Here is a 20,066-nt window from a genome sequence, read left to right on the forward strand (position 1 = left end):
AAAAGACAAACTGGGCAGATTGTCGTCAAATAATGTAAAATTGGCGGACTGCGTCAAATTTTGCCCTCGTATTTGAGAGCGAAATCGACATACAGGGCCTTAGGCACAACAGCAAATAAACCAACGGACTAGCTAGAGAGGACAGCCTATGATGATGAAAAGCCGTATGCTGCGCTACGTCCGCCGTGTGTGCAAAGGGATCGCCCTGTCCTGCTGCGCCTCCCTGCTGGTTGCCAGTAAAGCACCGAATACACTCGAGCGTGTCAAAGCCACCGGTGAATTGGTTGTCCTGTCACAAAACGGCCCCACCACTTATTACGAAGACGCCTCCGGCAACCCGACAGGCTTTGAATACGGCATGCTGCGTGCATTTGCTGAAGAGCTGGGGGTGAAATTGGTAATTCGCGACGTGCACGATCTGGACGAAATGTTCGATCAGCTGCGCGACCCGGAGGGTGGCGCGCACTTCGCAGCTGCCGGCCTCACGGTAACTCCAGAGCGTCGCGAACAAGTCCGCTTTACCCCATCCTATTTTGAAATTCGCCAGCAGGTTATCTACCGAGTTGGCGAACAGCGGCCGCGCAAAACTAGCGATCTCGAAGGAAAAAAGGTCGCCGTCATTGCCGGTAGTGCTCACGCAGAAGAAATGAAGAAACTCTCCACCCGCTATACCGAGTTGGATTGGGAGGAAGTCTCCGACGTGGACGCCATGGAATTGGTGGAGATGGTGCAGGAAGGAAAATACAATTATGCAATTGTCGATTCCAACGCCTATGCAGTTCACCGCGGCCTTTACCCAAACACCGCGGTTGCGTTCAACCTCACCCAATTCCAACCGGTTTCCTGGGCCTTCCCACAAAGTGATGACGACAGCCTCTATCGCAGTGCGCGTCGCTTTATGTTGCGCGCCAATACCAATGGCATGATTGCCCAGTTGCGGGAAGAGTTTTTTGGCCACGTCAGCGACCTAAATGTGGGCGGCGCCAAGGCCTTTGCCAAGCGCAGCCGCGAGCGCCTGCCCCAGTGGCGCGGCACCATGCAAAAGGTTGCCGACCAATATGACCTCGACTGGCACTTACTCGCAGCCCTCAGCTACCAGGAATCCTATTGGAATCCGCGTGCCCGCTCTCGCACCGGTGTACGCGGCCTGATGATGCTGACCCTGAATACCGCAAAAGATCTCGGTGTAAACCGCCTAAACCCCGAAGAGAGCATTGAGGGTGGTGCCCGCTATATCGTACAAATCCGCAACAAACTGCCGGATCGCATTCGCGAACCCGACAGAACCTGGATGGCACTGGCTGCCTACAACGTAGGCTATGGCCACCTTGAGGATGCCCGGGTACTGACAGAACGAATGGGCGGCAATCCAGATCTTTGGCCCGATGTGCGCGAACACCTGCCCCTTCTGGCCAAGCGTCAGTATTACAAGACCACCAAACACGGCTATGCCCGAGGCTGGGAACCGGTGACTTATGTACAGAATATCCGCCACTATCAAGCCCTTCTGAGCTGGAGTAGCCGCATTGAGGAACAACGACTGGCCGCAGCCAATGATGAAAACGGCGGGATCCTTGCTGAGAACAGCGCAGTGAATTCCGAAGCCAGCGCCGCCCCCGCTCTCTAATCCCCCTCTAGGCCAGCTTAGCCTGGCCGAAGAAAGCCCCAAATATCTCCACCTTAATCTATATTCATCTGGTCCCGGTTGGAGTGCCTGAGCGATGGATAATCCAGATACGGTAAGAGAGATCGAGCAGTTTATTGACTACCTCGTGCAGGCCGGGGTGTACTGCAGAGAAGATGAACTGGAAAGTGTCTACCACCGGGAAATGCAGGTCTTCATACTAGACCCTTCGGACCGGGTCACAGTGGCAGACAAAACGGCCTTCATCAATATGTTTAAAGCCAAGCGTGACGCGGGTGAACTACCTCTCAACGACTGGAAAAAAATTCACCACATAGTGGCAAATGAAAACAGTGCTTTAGTAATCTTCTCGCGAAAAAACAATTTGGCTGGCCAGGAGCAACTGTTAAAACTGGCGATCGATTTGGTTCATGAAGATGGGCGTTGGCAGGTCACGCGGGAAGTTATATTCCTAGAGCCAGCACTTCCTGGTTCAAGCTAGAAATACTCCTTACTCTCGATTACTTTTAATCTGCTTCCCGAAAACCTGCCAGACGCCTCGAAAGAACTCCAGGTAAAAACTGCAAATCCTCAGGATCATCAATATCCGCAAGCACATCCAATTGCTGACACTGCATATCACATTCCTGTAATCGCTCCAGGGTTTGCTGGGCAACGACTTCAGTACTCCAACATATATCTTCAAACAAGCGAGAATGCAGATACTTCAATCCCAACAGGGTGTAGCCTCCATCATTTGCGGAGTACATAACGGAGTCTGTATGCACTAGCGCCACAGCTGCGGCTCGGAGTCTTTCTGCATTTAATGCCGGGCAATCTGTCCCCATCAAAAAGAACCCCTGGCCAGCGGCGTAAGAACTTTTCGCAGCCCGCCACAAGCGCTGACCGAGATCACCTTCTGACTGGCTGTAAAGCTTTACTCCCTGAGGCAATTTGAACTCCTGCCAGAAAGGATGCCGGGAGTTGGGCGCAGCATGCAGCTCGACAGGACCTAGATCCGCCTTCACCGCTTCTGCCAATGTATCCTGCAATAACTGTAATGCGAGAGCGGCTGCGCCCTTCTCTCCCAAAGTAGGAATTAGCCGAGTTTTTGCATACCCTGGCAACGGAGCCTTAGCCATCACTACAAGACGCATGGGCGGCAATAGAAAACTACTCATAGCGCTTTGCCAAACTCTCTGCTGATACGCCCCGCCAGTAATCAAAACGCAATCGCCACATCAATAAAATAGTTCTCAATACGCCGTACTTTTCCCAGCGACGCCCTGAGGTTTCTACTTTTTCCCGAGAACAATAGGGCCAGTAATAACTACGCAAACGACGACTCAGCTCAATATCTTCCATCAACGGCTGCGCAGGGAATCCACCGATAGCTTCGAACAAACCACGGCGCACAAAAATGGCCTGATCCCCTGTAGCAATACCACTAAAACGAGAGCGTAAATTAACTAAAGTCGCAATCAAGGGAAACCAAAAACTGTGTCCGACAATTTGAATATTAAAACGCCCCCAGTGGGCATTCTCCTTTTCGAGGTTTGTGATGGACTTGAGGGCATCTGCGGGTAGACGGCTATCGGCATGCAAAAACACTAACCACTGACCTTTAGCCATTAACGCACCGGCATTCATCTGAACCGCCCTACCCCGAGTGGCGTGGACCAGCTGCAAACCAGACTGCTCTAGGGTCTCAACACTACCATCGGTACTGCCGCCGTCTACGACAATAACCTCACAATCTTCCTGCACGCTCAATTGCTGCAAGTGCTCCAGTAAAGAGGCTATGTGTTCCTTTTCATTTAATAGAGGAACTATCACACTGAATTGCATTAGTTGCGCCTCCAGCGGTTAAAAACCTCTAAGAAACATAAAATAGCTGCTGGTGCGTGAGCACGTTTCCAATTGCCCGCGACAAATTTATTGGCTTCACTCATGGTCGGATAGATATGGATGGTTGAGAGAATTTTATTCAACCCCAACCCATGCTTCATCGCTAAAATAAACTCCGCAATTAGTTCTGCAGCATTTTCCCCAACAATAGAAACACCTAGTATTTTATCTTTTCCCGGCACCGTAAGGACTTTGACAAATCCTCGCCGCGCACCATCGACTATAGCTCGGTCCAAATGCTCGATATCATAGCGGGTTATCTCGTAATTCACTCCCTGCTCACTAGCAGTTTTTTCAGAAAGGCCTACAGTCGCCACTTCCGGATCGACAAATACAGCACTGGGAACCAGAGAGTAGTCTACGGCAAATTTTTTAATGTCACCGAAAAGGGCATTTACCGCTGCATACCAAGCTTGGTGTGAGGCCATATGGGTAAATTGGTATGGCCCTGCCACATCCCCAGCTGCAAGGATATGTGGATAGCGAGTTCGCAGGTAGCCATCAAGTTTCAACCTGCCATTATCCAGCAAGTCCAGGTTCTCGAGACCTTCGTCGGTTACTTTCGCCTTTCTGCCGAGAGCTAGTATCACCTCATCAAACTCGAGCTTAACCCTATCGCCCTTATTTTCTACAATGAGTATGCCTCCTTCTCGATCAGGAACACCTTCAAACTCAACAGCTTCGTGGTCTGTCAAAATTTTAACGCCATCCAGAGTAAGCGCCTCAGCGACGGCCGCAGATACGTCAGCATCCAACTCCAATAATATAGTGTCGGACCTCTCCACCAGAACCACTTCCGAACCCAACCTGGCCATGGCTTGTGCCAGCTCACAACCAATAGCTCCCCCACCCAGTAATACCAGCCTGTGGGGAGGGGTTTTTAACTGAGAAAACCGCTCCCATAAAGTATCACTGGTGAGGTAATTCACTTGATCGAGCCCAGGAAAAGGCGGAACACTCGGCTCGGCGCCAGTGGCTAGTACAATAGCCCTTGCCGTCAGGGTTTTCTCCCCTCCACTATTTAATTGGGTTTTAACTGTCCAGGGATCGATAAGCTCTGCAGTTCCCTTGAGCACTTCAACCCCCAGCTCGTTATAGCGCTCCACACTATCATTGGGTTCAATAGTTTTAATCGACTCCTTGATATGTTGCATAACCCGGGGAAAATTAATTGTTGGCTCATGGAGTACAACCCCAAACTCACCCGCACATCTTGCCCTATGGGCCTGTCGCGCACACATAATCAATGCTTTACTGGGTACACAGCCGGTATTGAGACAATCTCCCCCCATTTTACCTGCTTCGATCAAAGTGACTCTTGCTTTTATCGCCGCAGAGATGTAAGCCGTAACCAGGCCCGCCGCACCACCACCAACGACAATTAAGTTACGATCAAACTTCTTAGGTTTCTGCATAATTAGATCATCCAGCCTGACGCCTGCGCTTAAGCCAGTTGAGCGCATATTTTGCAATTAAGGGAAACACACCCAATAGAACAAAAGACAATAACAGTGGCAAAGATAAAATATCCTTGAGATTTTCCACTCTCATCAACTGGGTGCCGGCATTTACGTAAACTATCGTACCCGCCAGCATTCCGAGCTGACTAACCCAGTAGAAAGTCCAGGCTTTAATATGGGTGAGCCCCATCAGGATATTAATTAGGAAAAAAGGGAAAGCCGGCACCAATCGCAGCGCAAAAAGGTAAAATGCCCCCTCCCGCTCAATTCCCTTATTGACGACTTGAAGCCGCTCGGAGAAACGCCCCTGAATATAGTCCCGGAATAAATATCGAGCCATTAAAAAGGCCAGGGTGGCACCGATACTGGAAGCAAAAGAAACGATTACAGTACCCCAGAAAAGACCGAACAATGCGCCGGCTGCAATAGTTAGAATTGCCGCCCCGGGAAGTGATAAGCCAGTCACCAAAATATAGAAGACCAGAAACAAAAACTCGACTAAAAGCGGTGACGACATCTGCCAGCGCTTAAAGTCCTCCGCTCCATCCTTTAACTTTTCCAGGCTCAACCAATGGTGTAGATCAAGCAAGTAGAAAGCCACCACCAATACGACAATAGCGGCTACCAGCAGGATTTTTTTACTCATCGTTTTCAGGTTCCATCTGCGTTAACAGAAAGTTAGAGAGCCCCACCACAACTACTTCCCTGCCCGGCTGTACAACCGTAACAGTGATCTGCAACGCAAATTGCCGCCCCCTTTAGATCTATCTCGATTAAATCTCGCAAATGTAATCGGCCGGGAATAGGCATGTTGAGCTGTTGGTTAAAATCGCAATCAAATAGGTTTCCCTGCCAATCGACACTAACCAAGCTACGACACATAACATCAGCGAGATTATCCGCACTGTAACTGTCTTTAAGTAGCGCCATATAATCGTGAAACTGCCCCTTGGAAACCAACATGGAACCAAAACGCTTGATTGGCATATTGGCGAGAGCGAACAAATGATTAAATTTAATGGAAAAGTGGTTCGCCAACTCTCTTCGGTAGTCCGCCTCCAAAGCACTTTGCTCCGGGGGTAAAAAGGGTCCTTGGGGGTTATAGACCAAGTTGAGCTCTAAGCCACTGCCGGGCTTGCCATAGCCCAATGCATTTAATTTTTGTAGCGCCGCAATGCTCTTATCGAATACTCCTTTACCTCGTTGCTTATCGACATTATCGATTGAGTAACACGGCAGGGAGGCAACGACCTCAACCTGGTTTTCAGCGAGGAATTCAGCGGTATCTTCCTGGCCCGGCTCAAAAAGAACTGTCAGGTTACAGCGATCAATTACATGTACTCCGCGCTCTCGCGCCCCTCTTACAAGGGATCGAAAACCCCAGTGCAATTCCGGGGCCCCACCAGTCACATCCAGCACACGGGGTTTACGGACCGTAAGAACTTCCAATAACAGCGCCAAATTGTCGTCCGACATCATCTCGGTTCGATTAGGCCCAGCATTGACGTGGCAGTGTAAACAGCGCTGATTACAACGGTAGCCAATGTTGACCTGCAAGGTCTCAATGGCCCCTCGGTGCAGAGAGGGGAAGTCCGATAGCTCCAGCAGAGGTAAGGTCTCACGCATCGATATCACTGCTCCATTTCTTCAAGCTCCGGTTCTGTCGGAGCGAGCAGTGGTTTTATTACAGCTTGTGTTTCCTCAGGCATAGCTTCGAGGGGAGTCACCAGACCGCTCAACAGTGCTGTATGAGCGGAGGACTCCGGTTGCTCAGCCCCTAAAATACGTATGGTTTCCATCGCAATTTGCTGCGCGCGCGTGGCATTTTGCTGAAGATTCGCAATCGCTACCTCTGCGGTTACCGCCTCCTCACGAGGGTGCCAACAATCATAGTCAGTAGCCATAGCCAGCGTGGCGTAGGCAATTTGTGCCTCCCGGGCCAACTTGGCCTCAGGCATATTGGTCATGCCGATAACCGACGCCCCCATACTGCGATACCAGTGGGACTCGGCACGGGTGGAAAACTGTGGGCCCTCGATACAGATATAACTGCCGCCTCGGTGTAACTCAATTGGCTGCCCTGCCTGGGTCTGCGTGAAAGCACGCGCCAAACTATCAGCGACAGCAGAGCATACTGGATCGGCCATGGACACATGGGCAACCGCGCCATCTCCAAAAAAGGTACTCTGCCGCCGGCGAGTCATATCAATGAACTGATCGGGGATTAACATATCCAGCGGCCGTACCTCTTCCTGTAGGGAGCCCACAGCCGAGAGAGACAGGATGTAGCGCACGCCGAGCTGGCGCAGGGCATGGATATTTGCCCGATAAGGCACTTGGGAGGGGATCAGGTGATGATTGCGACCATGACGGGCCAGGAAAGCTACTGATACACCTGCGAGCTTACCGCAGACAATGGCGTCCGAAGTCCTGCCAAAGGGAGTGTCGATATGGACCTCCTCCACCTCAGTCAGCCCCGGCATATCGTAAAGACCACTTCCTCCAATCACCCCAATCAATGCCCTGGTCATATTCGCTCCTAAACAATTGGTTTTCGGCAGTATAGGAGTGGGGGCAAGTCGTGTATATCACCAGCTACGAGAAAGGAAAATTAGAAAAGCAGTGGCACCTATATTAGCTATACCCCAGGCCGCTAAAATTTTACAGGTGAGCTAGAGTTACTCTTCAGAATTTAGATCAATAGGGCGCCACGATTTACGGCTTACGATAATGAATTTTTATCCACCACATTAAGAGCTGACAGTTAATAATCTGCCCACACCGAAAAGACAATATTTTTTAGCAAAACCCAGCAAAGTCTTTTCTTAATTAATAGATATGAAGTTGAACTTTAAAGAGGCCGCTACAGCTCAGCCCGAAACCATGTAGCAACATAAAAAAGGGAGCAAAAAACTCCCTTATTTTTATTCTAAAAAAATAACCGCATCGCATCCTAGTTCTTTCGGCTACATGAAAGGCCCGGCAAAAGAACTCAGCAGAGTCTGACACTTGCCGTCATAGAGATAAGAAAGCATATCCAAATCTCCAGCGCTGGGATTCCAGGTGGAGCTATTCACTTGATTGGCCGATATTTTACAGCCCCCCTCACGAGTGTTTTTTACAATCCCCAGTGCCCTTGCCTGGTCGTCATACATTATGATGGAGTTTCCATCAAAAGCAGAATAAAGGAGCATCAACAGACATCTACTCGTAGACAAAATCCAGTGTGTATAGGATTACACAGGGAGGGGAGGAGAAGAGATCGCGCCCCGTTTAGCTCACCTAGCTACATTGATGTATTGATTATTATTATCAGCAGTCCCAATTTCTGCTCTCAGGATACCCTCAACATCATGGAAGTAGCTGAGTACGGATGAGCCCTGTCGACAATCAACTATAACTAAACCCTCTATTCTTAATTACTTTTTTTCTTACAAACTGATTGTTAGCAAATTAGACGAAGAATAGAATGGGCGAAAGTTACAATATATCAAACAGAGATTATTTAAATGAGCAAAACGAAAGTAGTGCGCTTTCATCAGGCTGGTGATGCTTCAGTATTAAAAATTGACACGTTAGATTTACCTGAACCCCAAAAGGGAGAAGTCAGAATTAAAGCTGCCGCAATTGGCTTAAATCGTGCTGAAGTTATGTTTAGAAATGGCGCCTATATTGAGCAGCCTAAATTTCCCTCTAAAATAGGGTATGAGGTTTCTGGGGTAGTTGATGCTGTAGGTGAAGGAGTTACCGAATTAAAATGTGGTGATATTGTCAGCACCATCCCTGCTTTTACCATGGGTGAATACGGAGTCTATGGCGAGCACCCTATTGTGCCAGCTTTTGCAGTCGCTAAATACCCAACTAATTTAACGGCCATAGAAGGCACAGCCATATGGATGCAATATGTCACAGCATATGGAGCACTGTGTGAGGTAGGGAAACTTACTGACAAACAGACCGTCTTGATTACAGCAGCAAGTTCAAGTGTAGGCATCGCTGCCATCCAGATTGCTAACTGGATTGGCGCAAAAGTCATAGCCACGACTCGGGGTTCATCAAAAGTTGCCAGTTTAAAAGAGGCTGGCGCTCATTACGTAATAGAAAGCGATGTTGAATCCATTAGCGAAGCTGTCAACAAAATTACAGATGGGCAAGGCGCAAACTTAATTTTTGACCCTATTGGTGGACCCTTATTAAATGAACTGGGTAACGCAGCAGCAAAAGCTGGCACAATCATCGAATATGGCGCATTAGACCCAAATCCAAGTATTTACCCTCTATTCAAGGCACTGGAAAAAGCATTAACCATTGTTGGTTATACTCTATTTGAGCTAACTCAAGATCCAACAAGAATAGAAAGAGCCAAAGAATTTATTTATCGAGGCCTAGAGCAGAAAAAATTAGTCCCAAAAGTAGATAAAGTTTTTGCTTTTGAAGATATCCAGGCAGCACATCAATATATGGAAGCCAGTAATCAAGTTGGTAAGATTGTCGTAAAAATTTAATCGGCCTCATAGTAGTCATAAAAAAAGCCACCCAATGGGTGGCTTTTTTGAAAACTAAAAGTTGGCAACTACTTACCAGCCAGTAATTTCCTTCAGAGCATCGCCAATCTGAGCCAGGGAGCGCACGGTTTTAACACCAGCGTCTTCCAGAGCAGCGAATTTCTCGTCTGCGGTGCCTTTACCACCGGAGATAATCGCGCCCGCGTGACCCATACGCTTGCCGGGAGGAGCAGTTACACCAGCGATGTAGGAAACTACAGGCTTGGTAACATTTTCCTTGATGTAAGCAGCTGCTTCTTCTTCAGCAGTGCCACCGATCTCACCGATCATAACGATTGCTTCGGTCTGCGGATCGTTCTGGAACATTTCCAGGATATCGATGAAGTTGGAACCCGGGATGGGGTCACCACCGATGCCCACACAGGTGGACTGGCCAAAGCCGTAGTCGGTGGTTTGCTTAACCGCTTCATAGGTCAGGGTACCGGAACGGGAAACGATGCCCACTTTACCCGGCTTGTGGATGTGACCTGGCATAATACCGATCTTGCACTCACCCGGAGTGATAACACCCGGGCAGTTCGGGCCGATCAGGCGCACGCCCAGCTCGTCGCACTTCACTTTAGCGTCGAGCATATCCAGAGTCGGAATACCTTCGGTGATACAAACAATCAGCTTGATACCAGCGTTGGCCGCTTCCAGGATGGAATCCTTACAGAAAGGCGCAGGTACGTAGATTACGGAAGCTTCAGCGCCGGTCTTCTCTACCGCTTCTTTAACGGTGTCGAATACTGGCAGGCCCAGGTGAGTCTGGCCGCCTTTACCCGGAGTTACACCACCAACCATCTTGGTGCCGTAAGCAATCGCTTGCTCGGAGTGGAAAGTACCCTGGGAGCCGGTGAAGCCCTGGCAGATTACTTTAGTGTCTTTGTTAATCAATACTGACATGATTATTTACCCTCCGCAGCTTTAACCACTTGCTGAGCCGCATCGGTCAGACTGGTAGCCGCGATAATGTTCAGGCCACTGTCGCTCAGAACCTTGGCGCCCAGATCTGCGTTGTTACCTTCCAGGCGAACAACAACCGGTACTTTAACGCCAACTTCTTTTACTGCGCCCACAACGCCTTCGGCGATCATGTCACAGCGAACGATACCACCGAAGATGTTGATCAGTACGGCTTTTACGTTCTCGTCAGACAGGATGATCTTGAACGCTTCAACAACGCGCTCTTTGGTCGCGCCGCCGCCAACGTCCAGGAAGTTAGCTGGCTTGCCGCCGTGCAGGTTTACGATGTCCATGGTACCCATGGCCAGACCAGCACCGTTTACCATGCAGCCGATGTTGCCATCGAGAGCTACGTAGTTCAGGTCGAACTTGGCAGCGTGCGCTTCACGGGAATCTTCCTGGGAAGGATCGTGCATTTCGCGCAGGTCAGCGTGGCGGTATAGCGCGTTGCTGTCGATTACCACTTTGGCGTCCAAGCAGTGCAGGTTGCCTTCGGTGGTGATTACCAGCGGGTTGATTTCCAGCAGGGCCAGATCTTTTTCCTGGAACATTTTTGCCAGGCCGAGGAAGATCTTGGTGAACTGCTTAACCTGAGTCGGGTTCAGGCCCAGTTTGAAAGCCAGCTCGCGCGCTTGGTAAGGCTGAGCGCCTACCAGCGGATCGATAGTGGCTTTCAGGATTTTTTCTGGAGTCTCTTCCGCTACTTTCTCGATCTCAACGCCGCCTTCGGTGGAAGCCATGAAAACGATACGACGGGTGGAGCGGTCAACAACGGCGCCAAGGTACAGTTCTTGGTCGATGTCAGTGCAGCTTTCAACCAGGATACGGGAAACCGGCTGGCCATTTTCGTCTGTTTGATAAGTTACCAGACGCTCGCCCAGCCACTTCTTGGCAAACTCTTCAATCTCTGCCTTGGAATCTACCAGCTTTACACCGCCAGCCTTACCGCGGCCACCAGCGTGTACCTGGGCCTTTACTACCCACTTATCACCGCCAATTTCGTCAGCCGCTGCTGCTGCCGCTGCCGGGGTTTCCGCTGCAATGCCTTTGGAAACCGGCAATCCGTATTCCGCAAACAGTTGTTTGCCCTGATACTCATGCAAGTTCATAGTCAATACCAATTCACATATAAAATGTGTTTACTAATTGCAGATCACTCTGCACCTGAAAGAGAAATTTAAAATTTCCGTCGTTGCAAATTTCAAATTCCACAAATGAAACCGGGGCGCTAATTAATCAATAATTAGTGCCCCGAAATCGAAAAATATTCTTACTTGCGCTTCTTGCGATTTACGGTGTGAATCGCATGGCCGTTCACTCCCAGCGCCGCTTCTTTCACAGTTTCGGAAAGAGTCGGGTGCGCAAATACCGTCATACCGATGTCTTCAGCACTGGAGCCGAATTCCATCGCGATCGCCACTTGCTGAACCAGGTCTGCGGCAGACGGGCCAACAATATGGGCACCCAGTACGCGGTCAGTTTCCGCGTGAGCAATGATTTTCACGAAGCCCTGGGTATCGTTGGCGGCCATAGCGCGGCCGTTGATAGCAAACGGGAAGCTGCCTACGTTGTAGGGCTCGCCATCGGCCTTCACCTGCTCTTCGGTGCGACCAACCGCAGCGATTTCCGGGTGAGTGTAAATAACGTTGGGGATCACGTCGTAGTTCATCATCGGCTTCTGGCCAGCGATGCGCTCGGCAACCACAACACCTTCTTCTGAGGCCTTGTGTGCCAGCATTGGGCCGCGTACCACGTCACCAATCGCCCATACGCCCGGTGCAGAAGTCATGCACAGGTCGTTGACATAGATGAATCCACGCTCGTCCATCTTCACACCGGCATCTTCAGACAGAAGGCCTTCAGTGTAAGGACGACGGCCAACGCAAACGATCAGCTTGTCGAAAGTTTCCTGGTGCTCTTTACCATCTTTGTCCTGGTAAGTAACAACCACTTCTTCGCCTTTCACTTCGGAGCCGGTTACGCGGCAAGCGAGACGGATATCCAGGCCCTGCTTCTTGAAGATCTTCTGGGATTCCTTGGCAACCTGTTGGTCCATGATCGCCAGGAACTTGTCCATCGCTTCCAGAACAACCACTTCGGAGCCCAGGCGGTTCCATACAGAACCCAGCTCCAGACCGATAACACCGGCACCGATAACACCCAAACGCTTTGGAGTTTCAGCGAATTCCAGTGCACCGGTGGAATCGACAATAATTTTGTTGTCTACCGGAGCGGGCGGAATATTTACCGGTACAGAACCGGAAGCCAGAATGACATTTTCAGCTTCGTAGACGGTGCTGTTGCCTTCGTCGTCGGTTACTTCCACTTTCTTGTTCGCCAGCAGTTTGCCGGTGCCGAAAATGGAGGTCACTTTATTGGCGGTGAACAGACCTGCTACACCACCGGTCAGTTTCTTAACGATCTCGCCTTTGCGCTCGATCATCTTGCTCACATCCATCTTGACCTTGCCGACTTCAATGCCGTGCACGTCGAGAGCATCTTTGGCTTCGTGGTATTTCCAGGAGCTGTCCAGCAGTGCCTTGGAAGGAATACAGCCAACGTTCAGGCAGGTACCGCCATTTACGTATTTACCTTCCTTGTTTTTCCACTTTTCGATACAAGCCGTTTTCAAGCCCAACTGAGCGGCACGGATGGCAGCGACATAACCACCAGGACCGGAGCCAATTACGATTACGTCAAATTTTTCGGACATGATCAGTTCCAGATATTTCTAATGCAGTGTGATCGAGGGGGCCCGCAGGCCCCAAGATTTATTGTTTAAACTTCGAGCAAGATACGCGCTGGATCTTCGATCATTTCCTTGATCGCTACCAGGAAGCCAACCGCTTCCTTACCGTCGATCAGACGGTGGTCATAGGACAGCGCCAGGTACATCATCGGCAGGATTTCCACCTTGCCATTTACCGCCATCGGGCGCTCCTGGATTTTGTGCATACCCAGAATTGCAGTTTGCGGTGGGTTCAAAATCGGAGTGGACAGCAGGGAACCGAATACACCACCGTTGGTGATGGTGAAGGTACCGCCAGTCATCTCTTCGATAGACAGTTTGCCATCGCGGGCGCGAACACCCAGATCGCGGATATTGTTTTCCATATCCGCCAGGCCCATGTTCTCCGCGTTGCGCAGAATCGGCACAACCAGGCCTTTCGGAGAGGAAACCGCTACACCGATATCCTGGTAACCGTGGTAAACGATATCGTTGCCGTCGATAGACGCATTCACTGCGGTGTAACGCTTCAGCGCTTCTACTGCAGCTTTTACGAAGAAGCCCATAAAGCCCAGACGAGTGCCGTTGTGGGTCTTCTCGAACAGGTCTTTGTAGTTCTTGCGCAGGTCCATAATCGGCTTCATGTTCACCTCGTTAAAGGTGGTGAGCATGGCGGTGGACTGGGAAGCGTCCAGCAGGCGCTCAGCGATACGCTTGCGCATACGGGTCATGGGTACACGCTTCTCTACGCGCTCACCCGGAGCAACCGCAACTTCAGCAACAGCGGCGGCAGGTGCAGCAGCGGCAGCCGGCGCAGTGCCCGCTTTCATTACGTCTTCCTTGAGAACGCGACCACCCTTGCCAGTGCCTTCAACACCGGCCAGGTCTACGCCCTTCTCAGCAGCCATTTTCTTGGCAGATGGCATGGCAATTTTGTCGCCAGCCGCAGGAGCTGCGGCTTCGGCAGCCGGAGCTTCTGCTTTTTCTTCCGCCGGGGCAGCAGCTGCGCCAGCGCCCGCTTCAAACTTGGCAATCACCTCATTGGAGAGAACGGTATCGCCCTCACCCTTGATGATTTCAGTCAGGGCACCATCGGCAGGTGCAACAACTTCCAGCACAACTTTATCGGTTTCGATATCCACGATCAGTTCATCGCGGGACACAGCTTCACCTGGTTGTTTATGCCAGGTGGCGACAGTTCCGTCCTGAACTGATTCAGGGAAAGTTGGCGCTTTAATCTCGATCGTCATTTTTTCTGTTTCCTGAGATTGACTCTTCACTTATTACTGCCGCCGGTTATTTGACGGTCAGCGCCTCGTTGATGAACTTATTCTGTTCTTCAAGGTGCGTGGACATATAGCCCGCCGCAGGTGCTGCGGATGGGGCGCGGCCCACATATTCCAGATCCAGCTTCGGATGGGTTTCCGACAACAGGCGACGCAAGTGGTGCTGGCTGGAGTACCAGGCGCCCTGGTTCATGGGCTCTTCCTGACACCAGGCAACACTCTTGATCTTCTTGAATGCGGAAACCGCTTCCACAAACTCTTCGTCCGGGAATGGGTACAGCTGCTCGATTCGTACGAACGCCACATCTTCCTGTTCGCGCTCCATACGGGCTTCCAGCAGGTGGTAGTAAACCTTGCCGGAACACAGAACCACACGCTTCACTTTGTCTGGATCTACGCCCTGGTCCTGGATCACGTTGTGGAAGCGACCTTCTGCCAGCTCTTCCAGGCTGGAAGTGGCCAGCTTGTGACGCAGAATCCACTTTGGACTCATAATCACCAGAGGACGGCGCATTGGGCGCACCGCCTGGCGACGCAGCAGGTGGAAGATCTGTGCCGGGGTAGTGGCGTTACACACCTGGATATTGTGCTCCGCACACAGCTGCATAAAGCGCTCAAGACGCGCAGAGGAGTGCTCTGGGCCCTGGCCTTCGTAGCCGTGCGGCAACAGCATTACCAGGCCGCACATACGGCCCCACTTGTGCTCACCGGAAGTGATGAACTGGTCGATTACAACCTGGGCACCGTTGGCGAAGTCACCAAACTGGGCTTCCCACACCACCAGGGACTTTGGTGTCGTGGTGGCGTAGCCGTATTCAAACGCCAACACCGCCTCTTCGGACAGCAGCGAGTCGTAGATATAGAAAGGCGGCTGGTCTTCAAACATGTGCTGCAAAGGCACATAGCTCTGACCGTCTTTCTGGCTGTGAACCACCGCGTGACGGTGGGAGAAGGTACCGCGACCCACGTCTTCACCGGTAAAGCGGACCATAAAGCCCTCTTCCAGCAGAGTGCCGTAAGCCAAGGTTTCCGCCATGCCCCAGTTCAGAGGCAGGGCGCCACCGGCCATTTTGCGGCGGTCTTCATAAATTTTGGAGACCTGGCGCTGCATTACCACGCCATCGGGCACGTTGGTCATGCGAGTAGCGACATCCTGCAGCTTCGGCAGCGCATAGCCGGTATCTGCAGGCACCTGCCAGTCGTGGCCCAGGTAGGGGCTCCAGTCAACAAACATGGAGGAGTCCGGCTTCTTCACAAGACCGGTAGCAACGTCTTCACCGGCATCCAGTTTGTCGCGGTAGTCGTTGGCCAGCTTGTCTGCGGCAACCTTGTCCAGGATGCCCTCGCCCACCAGCTTCTCGGAATAGAGCGTGCGGGTAGTCTTGTGCTTGCGGATAGTCTGGTACATCAGAGGCTGGGTACCAGAGGGGTCATCGGTCTCGTTGTGGCCGCGACGACGGTAGCAGACCAGGTCGATAACGATATCTTTCTTAAATTCGTAGCGGTAGTCCACCGCCAGCAGCGCGGCCAATACGACCATTTCCGGGTCGTCGCCATTCACGTGCAGCACCGGCGCATCGATCATCTTAGCGGGATCGGTGGAGTACTCGGTGGAGCGGGCATCTTCGCGCTTGCTGGTGGTAAAGCCCACCTGGTTGTTCAGTACGATGTGCACAGTACCGCCGGTGTAGTAACCGCGGGTCTGGGACATCTGCAGGGTTTCCTGCACCACACCCTGGCCGGCAAAAGCCGCGTCACCATGGATGTTGATCGGCATTACTTTCTCACCGGTCGCATCTTTGCGGCGATCCTGGCGGGCGCGCACGGAACCCACTACCACGGGCGCACTGATTTCCAGGTGCGACGGGTTAAAGGCCAGGGCCAGATGCACTTCACCACCGGGAGTCATCACGTTAGAGGAGAAGCCCTGGTGGTATTTCACGTCACCAGAAGTATCGAGGGTCTTCTTGCCTTCAAACTCCTGGAACAGATCCGCAGGGTTTTTACCGAGGATATTGACCAGGGTATTCAGGCGGCCGCGGTGGGCCATACCGATCACCACTTCCTTCACCCCGTAGGTGCCGGAGCGACGGATCAGAGCGTCCATCATCGGGATCAGGCTCTCACCACCCTCTACACCGAAGCGCTTGGTGCCGGGGTACTTGGAGTCCAGGTGGCGCTCCAGGCCTTCAGCGGCGGAAAGGCGCTGCAGGATTTCAATCTGGATGTCGGTGCCGAAGTTGGCTTTAGACTGGCTGCGCTCAAGGCGCTGCTGGAACCACTGCTGCTCTTCCAGGTTGGAGAGATGCATGATCTCCGCACCCAGATTGCCACAGTAGGTATTCTCCAAACCCTCGACGATTTCACGCAGGGTCGCCTCTTCTTTACCGAGGAACAGGCTACCGGTATTGAAGGTGGTATCGAAATCACCCTCAGTCAGGCCGTGGTAGCTCAGTTGCAGGTCGGGCACTTGTTCGCGAGCCATCAAGCCCAGGGGGTCGAGGGTCGCTTTTTTATGGCCGCGATGGCGGTAGGAATCGATCAGTTGCAGAACTTTAATCTGCTTGCGCTCGTGCTCAATATTGGCAGAGCCGGCCGCACCGGGAGCGGCCACCGGACGCGCGCGGTGTTTGCTGAGCAGCTCAAAGTGCTGGCGAACAGCAGCGTGGGAAACATCGCTGCTGCCCTCAACGCGGGGGAGGCTATCGAAATAATTGCGCCACTCCTCGGGGACACCGTTGGGGTCGTGCAGATAGGTCTCGTAAAGCTCCTCCACGTAGGCAGCATTGCCCCCGGAGATATGGGAGCTACGCCACAGCTGCTCCATGGTACTTTCGTGCATGTTGATGCCTACCTCAATTGCAGTGTGCTTATTTCTCTTGAGCCACTGCGCTTTCCTTTCACTCACAAAAGGGGAGGCGCACAAAGCCACCTCCCCTTTTCAGTTTTTTACCGGTTAGAACCGGCTTTTTGTCGTTTGCTTGGCACCCTACCTGGCACCGGGTTCGCAGAGCGCGAACCCCAGCGGGCCGATAACCGGCCGCAGTATCCCCTACACGGCGCGGGTCAGCAGCATATTGCGGATATGGCCGATCGCGCGCGTCGGATTCAGTCCTTTCGGGCAAACATTGACACAGTTTTGAATACCGTGACAACGGAATACGCTGAAGGGGTCATCCAGATTTGACAGGCGCTCATCAGTAGCCAGGTCGCGGCTATCTGCCAGGAAGCGGTAAGCCTGCAACAAACCAGCTGGGCCGATGAACTTGTCCGGATTCCACCAGAAAGACGGACAGGAAGTGGAACAGCAGGCGCACAGGATACACTCGTACAGACCGTCGAGCTTTTCGCGATCTTCCGGAGACTGCAGACGCTCGATGGCCGGAGCCGGAGTATCGTTTTGCAGGTACGGTTCAATCTTCTTGTACTGCTCGTAGAACTGCTCCATATCCACAACCAGGTCGCGGATAACAGGCAGGCCCGGCAGCGGACGCAGAACCAGTTTACCCTTGGGGGCAGCTTCAGACAGTGGCGTAGTGCACGCCAGACCATTGCGACCGGAAATATTCATACCATCGGAGCCACAAACGCCCTCACGGCAGGAACGACGGAAAGACAAGGTCTGATCTTCGGCTTTCAGCAGTTCCAGAACGTCCAACACCATCAGGTCCTTGCCCTTGGTGTCCAGTTCATAGTCCTGCATATAAGGCGCTTTGTCGGTTTCCGGGTTGTAACGGTAAATGCTTACTTTCAACATACTCTATTCCGCTCCCGAATCAGTAAGTCCGAGCTTTCGGTTCAAAGGCTTCCATAGTGTTAGGCGCGAAGTTTACTGCACGCTTGCCAACACGTTTTTCCGTGGGGAAATACATAGAGTGGCACAGCCAGTTTTCATCATCGCGCTCCTGGAAGTCCTCACGGGCGTGAGCACCGCGGCTTTCAGTGCGGGTCTCTGCAGCAACTGCAGTGGCCTCGGCAACTTCCAGTAAGTTTTGCAGCTCCAGCGCTTCAACACGGGCGGTGTTAAACGCACGGCTCTTGTCTTCGAGGCGCACATTTTCAATACGCTCGCGCAGATCTGCAAGCTTCTTCACACCTTCGGCCATAAAGTCGCCGCGACGGAATACGCCGAAGTGGTTCTGCATCACGCCCTGCAGCTCTTTGCGCAGGTCGGCAGCCTTCTCACCCTTCTCATTGGTTTCCAGGTGATTCAGGCGGGCCATAGCGGCTTCGAGATCAGACTCGGAAGCTTCGCGGTGCTCGATACCTTCGCGCAGGGACTTCTCAATAAACAGACCGGAAGCGCGACCGAATACCACCAGGTCTAGCAGGGAGTTACCGCCTAAGCGGTTGGCTCCGTGTACGGACACACAGGCAACTTCGCCACAGGCGTAGAAGCCATCAACAATCTGATCGTTACCCGCAGCGTCCTGGGTCAGAGCCTGACCGTGAACGTTGGTGGGAATACCACCCATCATATAGTGACAGGTAGGTACTACCGGGATCGGCACCTTAACTGGGTCGGCGTGAGCGAAGGTCTTGGACAGTTCACAGATACCGGGCAGACGGCTGTTGAGCAGCTCTTCACCCAGGTGATCAAGCTTCAGGAATACGTGATCGCCTTCCGGGCCACAGCCGCGGCCGTCGAGAATCTCGAGAACCATAGAGCGAGCCACAACGTCGCGGGAAGCGAGGTCTTTGGCGTTGGGCGCATAGCGCTCCATAAAACGCTCACCATCTTTATTGATCAGGTAGCCACCCTCACCGCGACAACCTTCGGTCACGAGTACACCGGCACCGTAAATACCAGTGGGGTGGAACTGCCACATCTCAATATCCTGGACCGGCATGCCAGCACGCAGGGCCATACCGACACCGTCACCGGTATTGATGTGTGCGTTGGTGGTGGAAGCGAAGATACGACCGGCACCGCCGGTAGCGAATACAGTCGCTTTGGATTTGATATAAACCACTTCGCCATCTTCGATGCACATGGCGATCACACCGACAACAGCACCGTCCTGGTTCTTCACCAGGTCAATCGCAAACCATTCGTTCAGGAATTCGGTTTTGTGCTTAACGTTGTTTTGATAGAGGGTGTGCAGCAGTGCATGGCCGGTACGGTCAGCAGCAGCACAAGTACGTGCAGCCTGGCCACCGCGGCCGAAATCTTTAGACTGACCGCCGAAGGGGCGCTGATAAATACGACCTTCCTCAGTACGGGAGAAAGGCAGGCCCATGTGCTCCAGCTCAAATACCGCTTCTGGACCTACGGAACACATATATTCAATAGCGTCCTGGTCACCGATATAGTCGGAACCCTTAACGGTATCGTACATATGCCAGCGCCAATCATCGTTGGGATCTGAACTGGCAATTGCACAGGTAATGCCACCCTGGGCAGATACTGTGTGAGAACGGGTCGGGAATACCTTGGTAATAACCGCAGTTTTATAGCCGGACTGGGCCATCTGCAGGGCAGCGCGCATACCGGCACCGCCTCCACCAATTACAATCCCGTCAAATGAAATAGTACGCATGTTCGCCATT

16 protein-coding genes are annotated in these 20,066 nt (G+C 52.2%); 3 read left to right on the top strand and 13 right to left on the bottom strand.

Features of this window, described 5'->3' with window-relative positions:
* Positions 1-148 precede the first annotated feature (148 nt).
* Together mltF and ACJJI8_RS00510 are read left to right on the top strand one after the other, a co-directional pair.
* Entirely contained in the window at positions 149-1,627 is a 1,479-nt protein-coding gene (gene mltF, locus ACJJI8_RS00505; RefSeq protein ID WP_413662975.1) for a membrane-bound lytic murein transglycosylase MltF, read from the top strand.
* A gap of 94 nt (positions 1,628-1,721) precedes the next feature.
* Positions 1,722-2,126, top strand: coding sequence for a hypothetical protein (locus ACJJI8_RS00510; protein ID WP_413662976.1), 405 nt, complete (start codon positions 1,722-1,724; stop codon positions 2,124-2,126).
* A gap of 25 nt (positions 2,127-2,151) precedes the next feature.
* Here ACJJI8_RS00510 and ACJJI8_RS00515 read toward each other — a convergent pair whose 3' ends face one another.
* The 6 genes from ACJJI8_RS00515 to mtnP are packed head-to-tail and all read right to left on the bottom strand — an operon-like array spanning position 2,152 to position 7,523.
* Positions 2,152-2,805 carry a TIGR04282 family arsenosugar biosynthesis glycosyltransferase gene (locus tag ACJJI8_RS00515; protein WP_413662977.1) on the bottom strand — a complete coding sequence of 218 codons (654 nt, stop codon included), beginning with the start codon at positions 2,803-2,805 and terminating at the stop codon, positions 2,152-2,154.
* Entirely contained in the window at positions 2,798-3,472 is a 675-nt protein-coding gene (locus ACJJI8_RS00520) for a TIGR04283 family arsenosugar biosynthesis glycosyltransferase (RefSeq protein WP_444933939.1), read from the bottom strand. Before ACJJI8_RS00520 ends, ACJJI8_RS00515 begins: the two co-directional genes overlap by 8 nt.
* Positions 3,472-4,947: a dihydrolipoyl dehydrogenase family protein gene (locus tag ACJJI8_RS00525; RefSeq protein WP_444933940.1), complete on the bottom strand. Its 1,476-nt coding sequence runs from the start codon at positions 4,945-4,947 to the stop codon at positions 3,472-3,474. The genes ACJJI8_RS00520 and ACJJI8_RS00525 overlap by 1 nt, the downstream gene beginning before the upstream one ends.
* 7 nt (positions 4,948-4,954) lie before the next feature.
* The gene (locus ACJJI8_RS00530; protein ID WP_444933941.1) at positions 4,955-5,638 is read right to left on the bottom strand and encodes a TVP38/TMEM64 family protein; all 684 of its coding nucleotides are present in this window, start codon (positions 5,636-5,638) and stop codon (positions 4,955-4,957) included.
* Positions 5,639-5,670: 32 nt separating this feature from the next.
* On the bottom strand, positions 5,671-6,618 hold the full coding sequence (gene arsS, locus ACJJI8_RS00535; protein WP_444933942.1) for an arsenosugar biosynthesis radical SAM (seleno)protein ArsS: 948 nt from the start codon (positions 6,616-6,618) through the stop codon (positions 5,671-5,673).
* 5 nt (positions 6,619-6,623) lie between these two features.
* Positions 6,624-7,523 (bottom strand): S-methyl-5'-thioadenosine phosphorylase, encoded by a 900-nt coding sequence (gene mtnP, locus ACJJI8_RS00540; protein WP_444933943.1) that lies wholly within the window; start codon positions 7,521-7,523, stop codon positions 6,624-6,626.
* 978 nt (positions 7,524-8,501) lie between these two features.
* Between mtnP and ACJJI8_RS00545 the strand changes: the two genes are divergently transcribed.
* Positions 8,502-9,497: a zinc-dependent alcohol dehydrogenase family protein gene (locus tag ACJJI8_RS00545; protein ID WP_444915772.1), complete on the top strand. Its 996-nt coding sequence runs from the start codon at positions 8,502-8,504 to the stop codon at positions 9,495-9,497.
* Between the two features lie 72 nt (positions 9,498-9,569).
* Here ACJJI8_RS00545 and sucD read toward each other — a convergent pair whose 3' ends face one another.
* The 7 genes from sucD to sdhA form a co-directional block, all read right to left on the bottom strand.
* Positions 9,570-10,442 (bottom strand): succinate--CoA ligase subunit alpha, encoded by an 873-nt coding sequence (gene sucD / locus ACJJI8_RS00550; protein WP_108734154.1) that lies wholly within the window; start codon positions 10,440-10,442, stop codon positions 9,570-9,572.
* A 2-nt stretch (positions 10,443-10,444) separates the two neighbouring features.
* Positions 10,445-11,611, bottom strand: coding sequence for an ADP-forming succinate--CoA ligase subunit beta (sucC, locus tag ACJJI8_RS00555; RefSeq protein ID WP_282933818.1), 1,167 nt, complete (start codon positions 11,609-11,611; stop codon positions 10,445-10,447).
* A gap of 161 nt (positions 11,612-11,772) precedes the next feature.
* Positions 11,773-13,215 (bottom strand): dihydrolipoyl dehydrogenase, encoded by a 1,443-nt coding sequence (gene lpdA, locus ACJJI8_RS00560; RefSeq protein WP_282933819.1) that lies wholly within the window; start codon positions 13,213-13,215, stop codon positions 11,773-11,775.
* 65 nt (positions 13,216-13,280) lie between these two features.
* Complete coding sequence (gene odhB / locus ACJJI8_RS00565; RefSeq protein ID WP_282933820.1) at positions 13,281-14,480, bottom strand: 2-oxoglutarate dehydrogenase complex dihydrolipoyllysine-residue succinyltransferase; 1,200 nt, start codon at positions 14,478-14,480, stop codon at positions 13,281-13,283.
* Positions 14,481-14,526: 46 nt separating this feature from the next.
* Positions 14,527-17,358 carry a 2-oxoglutarate dehydrogenase E1 component gene (locus ACJJI8_RS00570; RefSeq protein WP_282933821.1) on the bottom strand — a complete coding sequence of 944 codons (2,832 nt, stop codon included), beginning with the start codon at positions 17,356-17,358 and terminating at the stop codon, positions 14,527-14,529.
* 210 nt (positions 17,359-17,568) lie between these two features.
* Positions 17,569-18,273 (bottom strand): succinate dehydrogenase iron-sulfur subunit, encoded by a 705-nt coding sequence (locus tag ACJJI8_RS00575; RefSeq protein WP_282933822.1) that lies wholly within the window; start codon positions 18,271-18,273, stop codon positions 17,569-17,571.
* Between the two features lie 19 nt (positions 18,274-18,292).
* Positions 18,293-20,065, bottom strand: a complete 1,773-nt coding sequence (gene sdhA / locus ACJJI8_RS00580; protein ID WP_282933823.1) for a succinate dehydrogenase flavoprotein subunit — start codon at positions 20,063-20,065, stop codon at positions 18,293-18,295.
* Between the last annotated feature and the right edge of the window lies 1 nt (position 20,066).

This window comes from Microbulbifer maximicatervae (SeqCode) (assembly GCF_052467695.1).